Here is a 17,718-nt window from a genome sequence, read left to right as displayed (position 1 = left end):
GGCATTATTAGTTATTCACACTATCTTGGATAGGCTGTTTTTTTGCTGATTATCCACACTACCCACTAATTTGATTCTTATCAATTTTTACTGAAATACACGTCGTTCCTGTCCATAAAACCCTTTTTCGTGATCGAACACTCATTTTTATAAACGCCATACCTTTATAAAGAAACGCTTATCCATTATTAATGAAACATTGTTTTAATTTGAGGTGGCAGTAAAAATGAGTAAACAGATTTCAACAAGGCATACGCTGGCGTACGGGAGTGCCAACTTACTGGGAAGTGGGGCACTGGCAATCAGCGGAGCCTGGCTGATGTACTTCTATACCACCTTTTGCGGACTGTCTGTCGTAGAAGCCGCGACTATTTTTTCAATCGCCAGTATTCTTGACGCGATTAGTAATCCGGTGATGGGCTATATCACCGATAACTTCTACAACACTCGGTTGGGCCGTATCTTTGGTCGTCGGCGCTTCTTTATCTTGCTGGGTATTCCGCTGGTACTTGTCTATCCAATGTTATGGATGAGCGGTTTTGGCTTCTGGTATTACCTACTGACTTACGCCCTGTTTGAACTGATTTATACCTCCATCATGGTGCCATATGAAACATTGGCGACCGAGATGACCACTGATTTTGCCAAACGCTCTAAATTAACCGGTTCTAAAGCCATTTTTGGCAAAGTAGCCAACTTTTTGGCCGCCTTCATTCCTGGCCAGTTTATTGCCATTTACGGTAAAGACTCCGCCACGCCCTTCCTGTATACCGGTATCGCCTACGGTCTGATTATGTGCGGTGCGATGATTTGGCTATACAGCTCATCATGGGAACGCCCAGCCAGCGAAGTGGTCCGTGAAACCACCAGCAGTCTCGGTCAGGCGCTGAAAAAGCTGTGTGTTGATATGGCGTCTACTTTCCATCTGCGTATTTTCCGCAAGCATCTAGGGATGTACCTGTTTGGCTTTGGCGCGGAATGGTTATTTGCTTCTGCATTTACCTACTTTATTATTTTTGGTTTGGGTCAAGATGCTGCATTGGTTTCTCAGCTCAATAGTTTCAGTTCAATCATGCAGTTAATTTCCACTGCAATCTTTATCGGTATCTGCGTCAAAATGGGTTTTGCTCGCCCGTTTCGCATTGCTCTGCAAGTGGTTATCGTCAGTGTGATTGCTTATGCGGCGCTCTATTTCACTGGTTGGTCGCAAACAACAACGGTCATTGTGCTGTTCTGTATTACCGCTGTTTTCGGTTTAAGCACCGGGGGGATTTATTATATTCCGTGGACGGTTTATACCTTCCTGGCGGATGTGGACGAAGTATTGACCGGCCGTCGCCGTGAAGGGATCTACGCCGGTGCCATGACCTTTGCAGGTAAAATGGTACGTTCGATTATTGTTTTCGCTATGGGCTGGACATTAAGTCGCTTTGGTTTTGTCTCCGGGCAATCGAGTCAGCCAGAAGTTGCCGTACAAGCCATTGTAGGGGTATTTGCCATCGGCGTTATCGCTCTGGCACTGGTGGCTATCTACTACACCACGCAAATGAAACTGGATCGTAAGAATCACAAAATCCTGCTGGAAGAAATTGACCGTATTAAAGGTGGTGGTGCCATGGCGGATATTCCGGCCCACGCCAGGGCGGTTGCTGAAGAACTGACCGGCTGGAAGTATGAACAGTGTTGGGGCAACAATCACCTTGGCATGAAAGAATCATCCAATGTGGCCCCTAAGCCTGTGACTGAAAGCTAATTGATTCCTGGCAATAACCACAAAACGCATCGGCCAACATCGATGCGTTTTTTACCACGCTACATCCCCTTATAGTTCTATTTTACGCTAACCCTAGCGCTGTTATTGTTCAATTTCCCCGCGTTTTTACCGTAACCTCCGGTAAAGGATTCCCGGTAATGTAAATTATTCGTCTGTCTGAAAATTTCAGCATGTTTTATACAAATATCCGATTACTATAAGTGTACGACCACTTACTTTGTTTTTTGAACATGGATAAAAGATTGTTGAAACATTTCACTGCCCCGCTACTGGCCGCTGCTCTATTCACTATTCCATTGCACAGCTATGCCAAGACAGAGCTTTTGACCTCACAAGTTGTTGATCAATATGCCGAACATATTTTCTATAACAGTGGTGCCATGGGGATGGCTCTGGTGGTTATTGATAACAATCAAGTGGTCAACCGCAGTTTTGGTGAAACCAAACCCGGTAACAATCTGCGTCCACGGCCAGACTCACTGATTCGTATTGCATCGATTACCAAGCTAATGACCAGCGAAGTGATGGTAAAACTGGCCGATGACGGCACAGTAAAATTGACCGACCCCCTGCGAAAATACGCCCCTAAGGGTGCGCGTGTTCCTGCTTATAATGCAAAACAACCCATTACCTTGCTAAATCTGGCCAGTCATACCAGTGGCTTGCCGCGCGAACAACCCGGTGGCCCGCAAAAAAGACCCGTGTTTACTTGGCCGACTAAAGATAACCGCTGGCAGTGGATGAATCAGGCCAAGGTTACCGTACCGCCAGGAGTAAAAGCGGCCTATTCCAATTTGGCCTACGACTTGTTGGCCGACGCACTATCACGGGCGTCAGGCAAGCCTTATACCAGTTTACTGCGTGATAAAATCACTACGCCACTGGGGATGAAAAATACCACCCTGACACCCACGGCGGAACAATGTAATCGCCTAATGGTAGGGGTAGGCAGCAGCCGTTGTGAAAACACCCTTGCGGCTGCCGGAAGTGGTGGGATTTACTCAACGCCAGAAGATATGCAGCGCTGGATGCAGCAATTCTTAGCTTCGGATAACAGCGCGCGCAAAAGCTCTGCAAAACGCGAACAAGCGCTCTATTTCCAACGCCGTGATTTGGTGTCATTAAAAGGTATGGATGTTGCCGGTCAGGCAGATGCGTTGGGATTAGGCTGGGTCTACATGGCACCCAATGCGGAACTACCGGGGATTATGCAAAAAACCGGTGGCGGCGGTGGATTTATTACCTATATGGCGATGATTCCAGAAAAGAACATTGGGGTTTTTATCGTGGTCACCCGTACCCAACTGACTAAGTTTAGCAATATGAGTGATGGCGTGAATCGATTAGTCGCTCAATTGGCGAAGAATAGCTAACATCGGCTCAATTGCGGTAGGGGTAACCCCGCCGCAATTGAGCAAGCAGTATAAAAGCAAAAACCCGTTATCTTATTCAGATAACGGGTTTTTAATTGGTGCCGGCACCAAGAGTCGAACTCGGGACCTACTGATTACAAGTCAGTTGCTCTACCAACTGAGCTATGCCGGCGAAATTTTTTGGAACGTTAGTACGTTTCCTTGGCGCGCAATATAGTATAACTCAGAACAAACAATCAAGCGTTATCAACAAATTATTTGTATTCCGCTTCATAAAACAACAGATTGATGAATAAGTAAGCGCATGAGTCCTGATAATCAGGCTTCCATCACCAATCAATACCTTTCTGCGCCTTAATGCCATGATCAAATGCATGCTTCACTGGCCGTAACTCACTGACTGTATCTGCCAGTGCAATAATTTCCCGGTGGCAGGCTCGCCCGGTGATGACCACACTTTGATGTGCCGGCCGATTTTTTAGCGCCGCCAACACCTCGTCCAAGCTCAAATAACCGTAAGTGAGCATATAAGTGAGCTCATCCAAAACCACAAGATGGTAACCAGGGTCAGATAACATCCGCACGCCCTGCTCCCACACCAGCCTGGCTGCTTGGGTATCAGCCGCTTTATCTTGAGTATCCCAGGTAAAGCCGGTTGCCATGATATGAAACTCAACCCCATTACGTTCTAGCAAGTTACGTTCACCACACTCCCAGTCCCCCTTGATAAACTGAAGCGCACCTACTCGCATATCATGGCCAACGGCTCTGGTTGCGGTTCCAAATGCGGCGGTACTTTTCCCTTTACCATTACCGGTAAATACCATAATGATCCCGCCGCTTTTTGTCGCGGCAGCAACCCGCTCCTCTACTTGTTGTTTAAGATGCTGCTGCCGCTGCTGATACCGTTCTTCATGCATCGTGGTTTCCTCAACACAACGTTATTTCTGACAGCCAGCACAGGCCTTCATTTGAATTTGATCAAAGAATGAGTTGCCTTTGTCATCAACTAATATGAAAGCCGGAAAATTCCTGACTTCCATCTTCCACACCGCTTCCATTCCCAGTTCGGGATACTCGAGGCATTCCAGGCTTTCGATATACTCCTGCGCCAGAATGGCCGCAGAACCGCCGATACTGCCCAAATAGAAACCACCGTGTTTATGGCATGATTCGGTAACCTGCTGGCTACGATTGCCTTTTGCCAACATGATTAAGCTGCCCCCCTGGGATTGGAACAGATCGACATAAGGATCCATGCGCCCTCCAGTCGTTGGTCCCATCGAGCCGGACACCAATTCATCCGGTTTTTTTGCAGGTCCCGCATAATAGACGGGGTGATCTTTCATGTATTGAGGTAATGGCTGATTCTGTTCCAAACGCTGTTGCAGTTTGGCATGCACAATATCGCGGGCAACAATCAACGGGCCATTGAGTGATACGCGGGTGGATACTGGGTAAAGTGAAAGCTGTTGACGAATTTCATCCATCGGGCGGTTAAGATCAATGTTAACGACGGTCCCTTCATTATTAATCCGCAAATCTTCAGGTATATATCGCTCAGGGTGACGTTCTAATTTCTCCAGCCATATACCATTTTTATTAATTTTGGCTTTAATATTTCGGTCAGAAGAACATGAAATAGCCATCCCTATCGGGCAAGAGCCACCATGACGCGGCAAGCGAATAACCCGAACATCATGAGCGAAATATTTGCCACCAAACTGAGCGCCTAAGCCAAATTCGCGTGAAGCCTGTAGCAGGTCGTCCTCCAGTGCCTTATCACGGAAAGCCTGGCCGTGTGCATTACCCTCACCAGGTAAGTTATCGTAATATTTTGTCGAGGCGAGTTTGGCGGTCTTCAAGGTTAATTCAGCGGAGGTGCCTCCGACGACAAAAGCAATATGATAAGGGGGACAGGCAGCCGTTCCCAGGCTCTTCATTTTCTCAATTAAAAATGCTTTGAGCTTTGCCGGTTCCAACACCGCTTTTGTTTCCTGATAAAGCGCCGCTTTATTGGCTGAACCGCCGCCCTTATTCACAAATAAGAACGAATATTGCATACCCGAAGTAGCAAAAATATCGATTTGCCCAGGAAGATTGGTACCGGTATTCACTTCGTTATACATATCTAACGCCGCATTTTGCGAGTAGCGCAGATTATCCTGACGGAAGGTGTTATAGATGCCGCGTGATAGTGCTTGGGCATCATCGGTATCAGTCCAAACCCGTTGGCCTTTTTTCGCCACAATGGTGGATGTCCCCGTATCCTGGCAGTTCGGCAAAATACCTTTAGCTGAAATCTCAGAATTTCTCAATAATTGCAGTGCAACATATTTGTCGTTTTCGCTCGCCTGTGGATCATGCAAAATAGCGGCAACTTGCTGCTGATGTGCTGGGCGCAGGAAGAATGAAGCGTCATGGAAAGCTTGCTGGGAGACTAATGTCAGTGCTTCAGGTTCAACTTTTAATACTTCGTTGCCATCAACCTCAATAGTGGAAACATACTTATCTGTTAATAAATAATATTCTGTGCTGTCCTCAGAAAGAGGGAAGAGATCTTGGTAGAAAAAATCATTTTTATACATTATTTTCACTCGATTAGCTGAATGGGAAATAGTAAGAAAATATCGCTGACCCTTTGCATCTAAAAATCAAAGAATAAAAACAACCTCAGCAAACTGCCTATGTCACAGTGCTATTATTAATAGAGTAAAATAAAAAGCAATTGTTCTATCTGCAACACATAATGCTTATTGGTGATTAACTCCCCCTCAATTGTCACAGTAAAAAATGAGGGAAAGACCAAGATAATAATCCATTAGAAACATGCACATACCAAAATGGCTGCGCTATAATCATAATATAGTAAAATACGAAACTCAATTATTACCATAATGTTAGAACATGATACTAATTGAGTGTCATACCTAATATATAGATTATATTTTAAAAAATAGTATGGATCCGTACCCGTCAATTTAAAAAAATCAATTACCCCATGTTCTTTTTAGCTCTTCTTCCTTCGATTTATCATGGAGCCAACGACTTAATTTCTGCAAACTTATCAGCCCTCTTTTACCTTCTTTGTAGGTCAGTACAAAGTGGTTCCCAGTGCTCATGGGTAAATCACATGGAATGACCATATCGCCATTTTCCAAATCCTTGTGAATCGCAAACCGAGGTAATAAAGCCACACCAAGATTGGAACGCACAGCAGAAATCAACATTGATAAAAGATCAAAACGCGGCCCCATCCGTACTTTAGGACTATTAACGCCCGACAATGTAAACCAGTCATGCCACGAATCTAAACGAGTTGTTTGATGAAGCAACGTAAATTCATCCATCAACTGCTCCGCACGCATCACTTTTTTATCATCTCGCCATAACATCCGGCTACATACAGGAACCAGTTCTTCTTCAAACAAATGCTCATTTTCAGCCCACGGGCTACAGAAATCCTCACGCATAATTGCCGCATCATATTTCAGATTCAGAAAATCAGCAGGTGTAGTCAGCGCCACTAAATTGAGGACAATTTCAGGATGCTTCTCGTGGAAGTCACTGAGGTTTGGAATGAGCCAATGAGTGCTAAATGTTGGCGTCACCGCCAACTCCAACACTTGCTGAGTCGATTGGTAAGACATAATGCTTTGCGTATCCCTTTCCAGTTGCTCCAATGTATCTCTGACTAAGCCAAGATAATAACGACCCGCATCATTGAGGAAAATTCGTTTACGAACATGGTGGAATAATGACACATTAAGTAGCTCCTCCAGTGCTGTGATTTGACGAAAAACAGCACTTTGTGTTAATGCTAACTTTTCTGCCGCTCGCGTGTAGCTTTCATATTGAGCAACCGCTTCAAATGTCACTAATAAGTCAGTTTTAGGAATTTTACACCGCATTATGGCTCACCCGTTATTTCATAAAAAACCGATTAAATAGTTGTGCATACTTGGGTACAACTAATATTCAAATATTGATGACAACTCTTCTTTTTTTGATTTTTAAAATACACATTTCTATTTAGATAGACATGGCTCTCCATCATTTTTGTGATAGCCTTCATAATTATTAATAACAATATCATATTAAAGATAAAAAATAAGCGGATGAACCAAAACTATAACGAAGGACATTGCACATTTAAATATTGATACTTCAGCGTTAACACAAATAAAACAATAAAATAATTAAACATAAAAATCATGTAGTTAGAGTGTTAATAATCAAACACAAAATATTTGAAAGAGATCATTCCATAAAATGATTAAATATTGGGAGCAAGGTCAAATATATAATCCAATATTTATGAATAATGATGCGGAGTTTAATGATCATATTCCGTTTTTATATAACGCATTTTTGGTGATTAATTTTATATAAAATTATAAACCTTATCGTTCATAAAGGTTGCTCGAATGAGTAAAGGAAAAGTATTGTTAGTTGGCGCAGGGCCGGGGGATGCATCTCTAATCACTGTAAAAGGATTGCTAGCCATTCGTGAAGCACAAGTTATTGTGCATGACCGTCTGGTTAATCTTGAGTTAATTTCTCAAGCACCACCCCATTGCCAGATTATTAATGTCGGGAAAACCTCAAACCATCATCCAGTCCCGCAAGAGCAAATTAATCAAATCCTGGTTGAGCATGCCTTGGCGGGTAAAAATGTTGTTCGTCTTAAAGGGGGCGACCCTTATGTATTTGGCCGGGGCGGAGAAGAAGCCGAGGCACTTGCTCATGAAGAGATCCCTTTTGAAATTATTCCGGGTATCAGCTCCGCTATTGGCGGTTTAGCCTATGCCGGTATCCCCGTGACTCATCGTCACTACGCTTCCAGCTTTCATGTGGTTACCGGGCATATGTGTCAGGGAAATGAACCACAAAACTGGGATGTTTTGGCACAACTGGATGGGACGTTAATCGTATTAATGGGGATGACGCGACAAGAGGAGATCTGCCAACGCTTAATCGACGGAGGTAAATCCCCTGACACCCCCGCCGCCGCCGTGATGTATGCCAGTCAGCAACGACAAGAGATAGCGAAAGGAACACTGACCACGCTAAAAGATGAAATTGTACGCAAAAAATTACATGCCCCCGCGCTGTTAGTCATTGGTCATGTGGTCAATCTTAGTGATGTTCTGGCTTTTACTGCGCGCCAAATTGATATCAGTCATGAACCACTATTGCAGGTAATCTAAGTATGTGGTCAGCAATAGTTATTTGGTCCTGGGGGCCAGTCGTGCATAAGAACGGTATTCAACCCGTCAGTTATATCCGGTATCCAGACCACATCTGGCAACAGGCTCTTTTTCATGGCTGAAGCCCGTTGCCCTGCCTCTTGTGGTGAACTGATCCAAGGGTGGATTTTTGGCGGAGAAAAACTTATCTCTTGCCCGATTAACTGGTTTAGCACCGTTTCAGTCACTGAAGGGGAACCGGGCTGGCGTGAACGACCGCGTATGCGCCAAATGGTCAGGCAAGTGTTAGCGCATTTTGGCGAGCCTGCGCAATACAGCGAGAATATATGTATTGAATTTGAATCCACTATTCCCGTGGCTAAAGGATTAGCCAGTAGCACCGCTGATATTGCCGCAGCGGCTATCGCGACCAGCCGCTTACTGGGCAAATCACTGAGTGACGAGTCACTGGCCAAACTCTGTGTAGCACTTGAACCCACCGACAGCACGATATTTAAAGATCTCACCCTTTTTGATCACCAGACCGCGCAAAGTCATCATCCCTTTACCTGGCGACCCGGCATCGACATTCTGCTGCTTGAAAGTACACAAACGCTGTTAACCGAAGAGTTCCATAAACGAAATCGCCAACCCTTATTACTTAAACAGGCAACCAATTTAGCCTGTGCTATGCAACAATTTCAGCAGGCTAACGACACCCAGTGCCACTATCGTTTGGGCGAAGCCACCACGCTAAGTGCCACCGCCAGTCAGTCAATGCTGCCTAAGCCTAAATTTCATCAATTACTGGATATCGTTGAGCACAGCGGAATCTATGGTTTGAACGTAGCCCATAGCGGCAGCGTTATCGGTTTGTTGTTCAATCATCAACAGCACGACGTAGACCGCCTTATCAGCACACTGCATCAACAACAGATAATTAAGCACTATCCACATATTCATATCGTCAAAATGGTGGCGGGTGGTGTACGTTGATAAGAATACTATTTTCGCACAAATCATTTTTTAATATTTATCTCATGTGATAGTAACTCATCATTACTTTTAACATTATAACCCTCACATCTATAAAATATTTTATATTAGTCCATCAAATATGGGTAATTAGCAGTAAACCAAGCTAACCCCTAGAGATTCAAATATGATGAATGTCACATAAACAGAATTAAGTCATAAGTTTTAAATGGATCACACTTTCACTCTAAATAATCACATTGATTTTTAATGATAATTATAACCATATAGTAACAATTAATAAATAATAAAATCAACACCATGATTTTAAAGGATTTATTAAATTAACTTCGGGTATTTGAAATAATTAATTTTACTTTTTTATTTTTTTCAAGATGTCCTGACAATAAATCAATTGTATTCGATTTGTTAGAAAAGCACATTATAAGCCAGCCAATTCCCAGTGAATTGCCATCGATACCTGAAGAATAAAATAAATAATCTTGATTTACGCGTGGAAAGCTAAAAGCATAAATTTGGCTCTCTACTCACAAAACCAATATACGGATCGTAATCTACATAGAGGACTTAACATGCAAAATCCAACAATTGTTATTGGCGTCATTGGTGCTGATTGCCATGCTGTTGGTAATAAGGTGCTAGACCGAGTGTTTACAGTGCACAACTTCAACGTCATCAATCTCGGAGTGATGGTGAGTCAAGATGAATATATTGATGCTGCCATTGAAACCGGTGCTCAGGCCATTGTCATCTCCTCTATCTATGGACACGGTGAAGTGGATTGTATTGGTATGCGTGAGAACTGCATTGAACGCGGAATTGGCGAAATATTGCTGTATGTCGGCGGAAATTTGGTTATTGGTAAACATGCCTTTTCAGAAATTGAGTCAAAATTCAAAGAGATGGGATTCAACCGCGTCTTCGCACCCGACACTGATCTGGAATTAGTCTGTTCTTTGATGAAAGGCGATATCGAACATGCTATGCAATCAGAAGCAGCGGCTGGGGGCGTGCAATGATCACCGTTTCTATCGATATCGGCTCCACCTGGACAAAAGGAGCAGTGTTCGAGGTGGGAGATGATGACCATATTGATGTGAAGAATTATGCGTTATCTCCTACTACGCCACACCATTTGGCTGAAGGATTTTTTTCGGTATTGAACAAGATCCTAAATGTTGCCGATGCACGGCCTTTATTAGCGTCAGGGCAGGTCAATATTGATTATTCCTCATCGGCCAAAGGTGGATTAGCGGTTGCTGCTATTGGGCTGGTGCCCAATATCACCCTCGAATCGGCCAAAGTCACCGCGCATTCTGCGGGGGCTAAAGTGTCACAACACTTCGCCTATAACCTGAATAAATCAGATGTGCGGGCTTTAGAAGCATCACCGCCGGATATCCTGTTATTTACCGGTGGTACTGACGGCGGTGACTACTCTCATGGCCTGTCGAACGCAAAACTATTGGCGCAATCTAAATTGAAGTGTTCCATTATTTATGCCGGAAATCGTGACCTGCAAGATGACGTGTTGGAGATCCTCGGTGATAAAGATTTAACTATCGTTAATAACGTGCTGCCTAATCTCGACAGCCCTAATCCGTTTGATGCACGTAAAGCTATTTGTAATATTTTCCTCAAAAAGATTATTAGAGGGAAAGGTTTAGACGTCATCGTTGATCAAACGGGTGAAGACCCTCTGCCTACGCCCTATTCAGTCTTCGAACTGGTACAACAAATTCGCCAATACGTGCCCGATTGGGAAACGTTCATGTTGATAGATATGGGGGGTGCTACCACCGATGTTTATTCCTCCTATAACAGTCATATGTTGCCCGATACCGTGATACACGGGATCCCAGAACCGCTGATTAAACGAACCGTAGAAGGTGACCTGGGGATGCGCGTTTCAGCGATGAATGCTGGCGAAACCGGTATGCCGATGATTGCTCATTACTTCTCACATCAACAAAACCAAATTGATGCTTTTTATCGATATTTAACCCATGTCACTGCGCATCCGGGCTATTTACCCCGTAGCGATGAAGAAATTGTCTTCGACCAACTGTTGGCTGGGATTTGTGTCGGATATGCCACTGAACGTCATGCGGGCAAAAAAACACAGGTTTGTACCTGTGCAGGCAACATTGACCTACAGGTCGGCCGCGACTTAAGCCTGGTTAAAAAGGTCATTGGCACTGGCGGGTGGCTCTCCCGGGCAGAATCATTCGATATTCATAACTGGCTGAAATATCGCAATTTAGATGATGAGGGCAAGCAAGTACTGCTCCCCAGCAAGTTTGAGTATTACAGAGATACACAAGGTTTACTTCCCCTGTTGGCTAATGTCGCCCGTCGCTTTCCTAAAGCTGCCGCCCAAACTGGCGTTCGAATTTTGAACAAGTAAAAACTGGAGTCATGATGGAACTTCGCAACAAAAAGATTTCTTTAGATCACTTTATGTCAGAACGTTTTCACGTTTTACAAACGTGGCACACCGGCAAAGACGTTGAGAAATTTGAAGATGGCGTTAAGTATCAGCAAACAATTCCTGAGTCGAAAAATTTTGCCAGGGCGTTATTTGAAGCAGACCGCCAAGGCATTACGTTGAGCCAACCTCGTGCTGGGGTCGCATTAATCGAAGAACATATCGCACTGCTGACAGCGTTGCAAAAAGATTGCGACCTCCTGCCCACCACGATTGATGCCTATACCCGCCTTAATCGTTACGAAGATGCGGCCATCGGCATCCAAAAATCTATCGAAGCAGGGACATCAAAACTCAATGGTTTACCGGTCGTCAACCACGGTGTCACAGCTTGTCGCAGCATTACTGAAAGCTTGTCTAAACCATTACAGATCCGGCACGGAACACCTGATGCACGGCTGCTGGCCGAAATAGCGATGGCCAGTGGCTTTACCAGTTACGAAGGCGGCGGTATCTCCTACAACATCCCTTATGCAAAACGCGTAACGCTGGAGAAATCCATTCGTGACTGGCAATACTGCGATCGCTTGATTGGGGTGTATGAAGAACATGGCATTCGTATCAACCGCGAACCATTTGGCCCATTGACCGGCACCTTAATCCCGCCGTTTGTGTCCCATGCGGTCGCGATTATTGAAGGGTTACTCGCGCTGGAACAAGGTGTCCGGTCTATCACCGTGGGCTACGGCCAGGTGGGTAACATTGTGCAAGATATTGCGGCTATTCAATCATTACGCGAGCTAGCCCATGAATATTTCCACGCCAATGGCTACGACAATTACGAGTTGAGTACCGTGTTCCATCAATGGATGGGCGGGTTCCCGGAAGATGAATCCCGCGCATTTGCGGTTATCTCTTGGGGGGCCGCAGTGGCGGGCATGGCAGGCGCTACCAAGGTTATTACCAAAAGCCCACATGAGGCCTACGGGATCCCAACCGCTGAGGCAAATGGTCAAGGGCTAAGAGCCTCGAACCAAATGCTGAACATGGTACGCGACCAAAAATTCCCACCTTGTCTGGAGGTTGACCGCGAGGTCGATTTGATTAAGCGCGAAGTTCGCGCCGTTATGAACAAAGTGCTGGAATTGGGACAGGGCGATATTGCGATAGGTACCGTGCGTGCCTTTGAAGCGGGTGTGCTTGATGTGCCATTTGCACCCGCCACCTGTAACTCCGGCAAGATGATGCCCATCCGCGATAACCACGGTGCCATTCGTGTCTTCGATCCGGGTTCAGTTCCACTGCCTAAAGATGTGCTAGCGCTCCATCATGACTTTGTTGCTGAACGCGCTAAAGAAGAAGGTCGTGCACCTTCATTCCAAATGATCATTGATGACATTAACGCTGTATCCCACAGTAAATTAATAGGAAGACCATAATGAAAATCAAACACGCTCTGTTCACCGCCGGTTACTCATCTTTCTACTTCGATGACCAACAAGCCATCAAAAATGGCGCGAAATTGGATGGGTTTATCTATCAAGGCAAGCCTGTTACTGAGGGATTTACTGCCATTCGGCAGGCGGGTGAATGCGTCAATGTCCAATTAATTTTAGAAAATGGGGCCGTGGCAGTGGGTGACTGTGCCGCAGTGCAATACTCAGGCGCTGGTGGTCGTGATCCTTTGTTTATTGCAGCAAATTTCGTTCCTTTCTTAGAAAAACATATCAAACCCCTACTGGAAGGGCGCGATGTCAGTGAGTTTCGCCTGAATGCCCGTTTCTTTGACGACGTGACCATTGATGGCAAACAGCTACATACCGCCATTCGTTATGGGCTTTCCCAGGCATTGCTGGATGCCACTGCGTTAGCCACCGGGCGTTTAAAAGCCGAGGTAGTGTGTGACGAATGGCACCTGCCGCTGGTTGCCAAACCTATTCCGTTGTTTGGTCAAAGTGGCGATGATCGTTATATCGCCGTGGATAAAATGATCGTTAAAGGCGTCGATGTACTGCCGCACGGCCTTATCAACAACGTTGATGAAAAACTGGGCCGCAATGGCGAAAAACTGCGTGATTATGTGAGTTGGTTAGCCAAACGCGTAGCTGAACTGCGCGTTGACCCTAGCTACAAACCGAATCTGCATATCGATGTTTACGGCACCATTGGCCTGATTTTTGACATGGACCCAATGCGGTGCGCCGAGTACATCGCCAGTCTGCAAGAACAAGCCGGCGATCTGGATCTGTATATCGAAGGGCCGGTTGATGCAGGCAATAAGCCAGACCAAATCCGCCTGTTAACTGAAATTACCCGCAATCTGGCAAAACTCGGTTCGAAAGTCAAAATTGTGGCCGATGAATGGTGTAACACCTATCAAGACATCATCGATTTTACTGATGCGGGTAGTTGTCACATGGTGCAGATCAAAACCCCTGATTTAGGCAGTATTCACAACATCGTGGACGCGGTTCTTTACTGCAATAAAAAAGGGATGGAAGCGTACCAAGGTGGTACCTGTAACGAAACTGATATCAGCGCCCGCACTTGTGTGCATGTCGCTATCGCCTCCCGTCCAATGCGTATGCTAATCAAACCAGGGATGGGTTTTGATGAAGGGATGAACATTGTGTTCAACGAGATGTCTCGCACCATCGCGCAACTTAATGCAAAGGCTAACTGATATGTCTAAGACTTTTAAAATTCTCTCACCAACGGCCATCTTGGGGTACGGATTCCCGGAAGAGAGCTTTATGAAAGCGATGGAGGAGTCGCCTGATTTAATCGCCGTTGATGCGGGTTCCTCTGATCCCGGCCCTCACTATCTGGGTGCCGGTAAACCTTTTACCGACCGCGCTGGGGTAAAACGCGATCTGCGCTATATGATTACCGCAGGGGTGAAGAATGGTATTCCTGTGGTTATCGGTACTGCGGGTGGTTCAGGGGCTGCACCGCATCTGGAGTGGTGCCGCCAGATAATTTTAGAGATTGCCAAAGAGGAATCTCTCAATTTTACGCTGGCCGTTATCCCTGCCGACGTCAGTAAAGAGGTGGTCCATGCCGCCCTTGATGCTGGCAAGATTCAATCGCTGGATTTTGTCCCAGAACTGACTCATGAAGCCATTGATGCCACGACCTATATCGTTGCTCAAATGGGGATCGAGCCTTTTCAGGAAGCATTGCAAGCTGGCGCGCAAGTGGTGTTAGGTGGCCGTGCTTATGATCCCGCCTGCTTTGCAGCGTTACCGATTATGAAAGGATTCGATGAAGGTCTGGCGTTGCATTGCGGCAAGATTTTGGAATGTGCTGCTATTGCAGCAACTCCGGGATCAGGTTCTGACTGTGCAATGGGTATTCTGGACGAAACTGGCTTCACTTTAAAAACCTTCAACGAGAAACGCCAATTTACTGAAACCTCGGCCGCAGCACATACCCTGTATGAAAAGTCAGACCCTTACTTCTTGCCCGGCCCCGGCGGCGTGTTGAACCTGAAAGCCTGCCGCTTTGAAAATGTCGGCAATGGACAGGTTCGTGTCAGCGGATCAGTACATGAAAACACGCCATACACCGTGAAGTTAGAAGGCGCGCGCCCAGTAGGCTATCGTACCCTGAGTATTGCTGGCACCCGTGATTCCATCATGATTGCCGGTATCGATAATATTTTGGTCGAAGTGCGCAACAGTGTCGAAAAAAACCTGAAAATCGATCCTGACGCGGTGAAGCTCAATTTCCATCTGTACGGTAAGAACGGAGTCATGGGTAAAATGGAGCCAGAGCCGGATACCACTTCATATGAATTGGGTATTTTGCTGGATGTTGTCGCACCGACTCAAGCCATGGCCGATAGCATATGTTCACTCGCCCGCTCTACTCTGCTTCATTATGGTTATGCCGGGCGAATAGCTACTGCGGGTAATTTGGCCTTCCCATTCTCTCCGTCAGATATTCGTGCAGGACTGGTTTATGAATTCTCCATTTATCATTTGATGGAATACACGCCAGAAGTTGCATTTAAATTCCGCCTGGAAAATGTAACAACCGAAGGAGTGGTAGCATGAAAAAATCAATTTTAGATTTGGCACACGTCGTCAGATCGAAAAATGCCGGTCCTTATGAATTGGTGCTGGATATTTTATTTAAAGACAAGGAAATATATTCAAGCATTAAAGCGTCAGGGCAATTTAAAAAAGAATTGATTGCGCAGCTCTATAAAATTGAACCCAAATTTGTCCATCGTATCGTTTGGTTCGATCCCGCTAATGCTGTCAAGGTGGTCATGCCGCGCAACCTGGTATCGGGCGCGGTAGGCGATACTGATGTCTATGGTGCTCAGCAACATGCGCCATTATTGAAGCTCGAGTTTACTATTTAGCATAGTATCAGCCGTATCAGTTCCATTAGCTGTATTAATAGAAAAACACCCAAATAATCCGGTGCACTGAGCTGCGTTATTCGTCTCTCCCTGCGCCGTGATTAATATAGAGGCAAATACAACATCAGTACCGTTATTAAATGATTTTAGAACAACGATACCACTCTACTTATAAATGGAATCCTTATGAAATCAAAAAATTTGACCACAATGATCATATTGGGTCTGATAATAGGTATTATTGTCGGGTTTTTAATTAATTCCTTTAGCAGCCCTGAGTTCGCCAAGTCGTACTCATCTGAAATATCTATTTTCACCGACATTTTCCTGCGATTGATCAAAATGATCATTGCTCCGTTGATCATCTCAACATTAGTCGTTGGGATTGCAAAAATGGGTGATGCCAAAACCTTAGGGCGCGTTTTCTCAAAAACGCTGTTCCTGTTCATTTGCGCTGCATTCATTTCCATTCTACTCGGGTTGGTAATTGTTAACCTGCTGAGACCGGGTGATGGGATTAACTTCGTGGCAGCAACGGCCAGTGCTGTTGACGGTATCGCACCAGTGCCATTCTCCGCTAAGGTGTTTATCTCACACGCTATCCCAACCAGTATTGTGGATGCGATGGCACGTAATGAAATCCTGCAAATTGTTGTATTCTCAATATTTATGGGGATTAGTCTGTCCGCCATCGGTGAAAAAGCTGCCCCTATCGTTTCGGTATTAGACTCGTTAGCACACCTGATGCTGAAGCTCACAGGTTATGTCATGTTGTTTGCCCCACTGACGGTATTTGCTGCCATTTCAGCCATGATTTCTGAGCGTGGCTTAAGTGTATTAGTCAGTGCTGGCATCTTTATGGGCGAGTTCTATCTCACCCTCGGCCTGCTGTGGCTTATTTTGATTGGCTGTTCAATCCTTCTGATTGGCCGCTGCACATTGCGCTTAATTAAAGGTATCAGCGAACCCGCGCTGTTAGCCTTTACCACCTCAAGTTCTGAAGCCGCTTTCCCTGGCACGTTAGAAAAATTAGAAGAGTTTGGCGTGTCCAACAAAATTGCCAGCTTTGTGTTGCCGATTGGTTATTCCTTTAACCTTGTAGGCTCCATGGCATATTGTTCGTTCGCGGTCATATTTATTGCTCAGGCATGTAATATCCATCTGAGCATGGGTGAGCAAGTCACCATGTTGTTGATTCTGATGTTAACCTCAAAGGGCATGGCAGGTGTTCCGCGTGCGTCGTTAGTGGTTATTGCCGCAACATTGAGCCAGTTCAATATCCCGGAAGCAGGGTTGATTCTACTGATGGGCGTTGATCCCTTCCTTGATATGGGCCGTTCTGCCACTAACGTGATGAGTAACGCCGTTGGTGCAGCATTAGTTGGGCGTTGGGAAGGTGAACACTACGGTGAAGGCTGTCGTGGCGTGGCAAAAGCGCGCACAGAAACCGTCATGGTTCATGAGACGGCCGCGATACAAGAGACATTTACTCTCGAGGCGCAGGCCAAGTAATATCGGCTCTCTATGCACCATCTGAAAAAGCATACAGCCCAAGCTTGCAATAAGCTTGGGCTTTAGATTTGGCG

General features: G+C 45.4%; 14 protein-coding genes and 1 tRNA gene. 11 read left to right on the top strand and 4 right to left on the bottom strand.

The features are described from left to right. Nucleotides 1-226: 226 nt before the first annotated feature. Nucleotides 227-1,753: an MFS transporter gene (locus EL015_RS07580; RefSeq protein ID WP_032907368.1), complete on the top strand. Its 1,527-nt coding sequence runs from the start codon at nt 227-229 to the stop codon at nt 1,751-1,753. A 251-nt stretch (nt 1,754-2,004) separates the two neighbouring features. Continuing rightward, nucleotides 2,005-3,147: a D-alanyl-D-alanine-carboxypeptidase/endopeptidase AmpH gene (gene ampH / locus EL015_RS07575; protein WP_005190133.1), complete on the top strand. Its 1,143-nt coding sequence runs from the start codon at nt 2,005-2,007 to the stop codon at nt 3,145-3,147. A 96-nt stretch (nt 3,148-3,243) separates the two neighbouring features. Here ampH and EL015_RS07570 read toward each other — a convergent pair. The 4 genes from EL015_RS07570 to EL015_RS07555 form a co-directional block, all read right to left on the bottom strand. Then, a tRNA-Thr gene (locus EL015_RS07570) sits at nt 3,244-3,319 on the bottom strand. 157 nt (nt 3,320-3,476) lie between these two features. After that, nucleotides 3,477-4,067 carry a cob(I)yrinic acid a,c-diamide adenosyltransferase gene (cobO, locus tag EL015_RS07565; RefSeq protein ID WP_005190137.1) on the bottom strand — a complete coding sequence of 197 codons (591 nt, stop codon included), beginning with the start codon at nt 4,065-4,067 and terminating at the stop codon, nt 3,477-3,479. Nucleotides 4,068-4,088: 21 nt separating this feature from the next. After that, nucleotides 4,089-5,735, bottom strand: coding sequence for a fumarate hydratase (locus tag EL015_RS07560; protein WP_005190140.1), 1,647 nt, complete (start codon nt 5,733-5,735; stop codon nt 4,089-4,091). A 402-nt stretch (nt 5,736-6,137) separates the two neighbouring features. Beyond that, nucleotides 6,138-7,058, bottom strand: a complete 921-nt coding sequence (locus tag EL015_RS07555; RefSeq protein ID WP_032907370.1) for a LysR substrate-binding domain-containing protein — start codon at nt 7,056-7,058, stop codon at nt 6,138-6,140. 516 nt (nt 7,059-7,574) lie between these two features. Here EL015_RS07555 and cobA point away from each other — a divergent pair. From cobA to EL015_RS07510, 9 genes are all read left to right on the top strand, one after another. Next, nucleotides 7,575-8,357, top strand: a complete 783-nt coding sequence (gene cobA / locus EL015_RS07550) for a uroporphyrinogen-III C-methyltransferase (RefSeq protein WP_005190153.1) — start codon at nt 7,575-7,577, stop codon at nt 8,355-8,357. A 114-nt stretch (nt 8,358-8,471) separates the two neighbouring features. Continuing rightward, on the top strand, nt 8,472-9,332 hold the full coding sequence (locus EL015_RS07545) for a GHMP family kinase ATP-binding protein (protein WP_005190156.1): 861 nt from the start codon (nt 8,472-8,474) through the stop codon (nt 9,330-9,332). Between the two features lie 572 nt (nt 9,333-9,904). After that, nucleotides 9,905-10,351: a methylaspartate mutase subunit S gene (gene glmS / locus EL015_RS07540; RefSeq protein WP_005190158.1), complete on the top strand. Its 447-nt coding sequence runs from the start codon at nt 9,905-9,907 to the stop codon at nt 10,349-10,351. Beyond that, on the top strand, nt 10,348-11,739 hold the full coding sequence (gene glmL, locus EL015_RS07535; protein WP_032907371.1) for a methylaspartate mutase accessory protein GlmL: 1,392 nt from the start codon (nt 10,348-10,350) through the stop codon (nt 11,737-11,739). The genes glmS and glmL overlap by 4 nt, the downstream gene beginning before the upstream one ends. A 14-nt stretch (nt 11,740-11,753) precedes the next feature. Then, nucleotides 11,754-13,199, top strand: a complete 1,446-nt coding sequence (locus tag EL015_RS07530; protein ID WP_032907373.1) for a methylaspartate mutase subunit E — start codon at nt 11,754-11,756, stop codon at nt 13,197-13,199. After that, the gene (locus EL015_RS07525) at nt 13,199-14,443 is read left to right on the top strand and encodes a methylaspartate ammonia-lyase (protein ID WP_032907374.1); all 1,245 of its coding nucleotides are present in this window, start codon (nt 13,199-13,201) and stop codon (nt 14,441-14,443) included. The genes EL015_RS07530 and EL015_RS07525 overlap by 1 nt, the downstream gene beginning before the upstream one ends. A 1-nt stretch (nt 14,444) precedes the next feature. Further along, nucleotides 14,445-15,818, top strand: coding sequence for an acyclic terpene utilization AtuA family protein (locus EL015_RS07520; RefSeq protein ID WP_032907376.1), 1,374 nt, complete (start codon nt 14,445-14,447; stop codon nt 15,816-15,818). Further along, nucleotides 15,815-16,132, top strand: coding sequence for a DUF4387 domain-containing protein (locus EL015_RS07515; protein WP_032907378.1), 318 nt, complete (start codon nt 15,815-15,817; stop codon nt 16,130-16,132). The genes EL015_RS07520 and EL015_RS07515 overlap by 4 nt, the downstream gene beginning before the upstream one ends. Nucleotides 16,133-16,318: 186 nt before the next feature. Next, nucleotides 16,319-17,644: a dicarboxylate/amino acid:cation symporter gene (locus tag EL015_RS07510; protein WP_032907380.1), complete on the top strand. Its 1,326-nt coding sequence runs from the start codon at nt 16,319-16,321 to the stop codon at nt 17,642-17,644. Nucleotides 17,645-17,718 lie beyond the last annotated feature (74 nt).

The sequence above is a fragment of the Yersinia intermedia genome (genome assembly GCF_900635455.1).
Taxonomy (GTDB): domain Bacteria; phylum Pseudomonadota; class Gammaproteobacteria; order Enterobacterales; family Enterobacteriaceae; genus Yersinia; species Yersinia intermedia.
The sequence above is the reverse complement of the archived record's forward strand: the minus strand, read 5'-3'. Positions and strand labels throughout refer to the sequence as shown.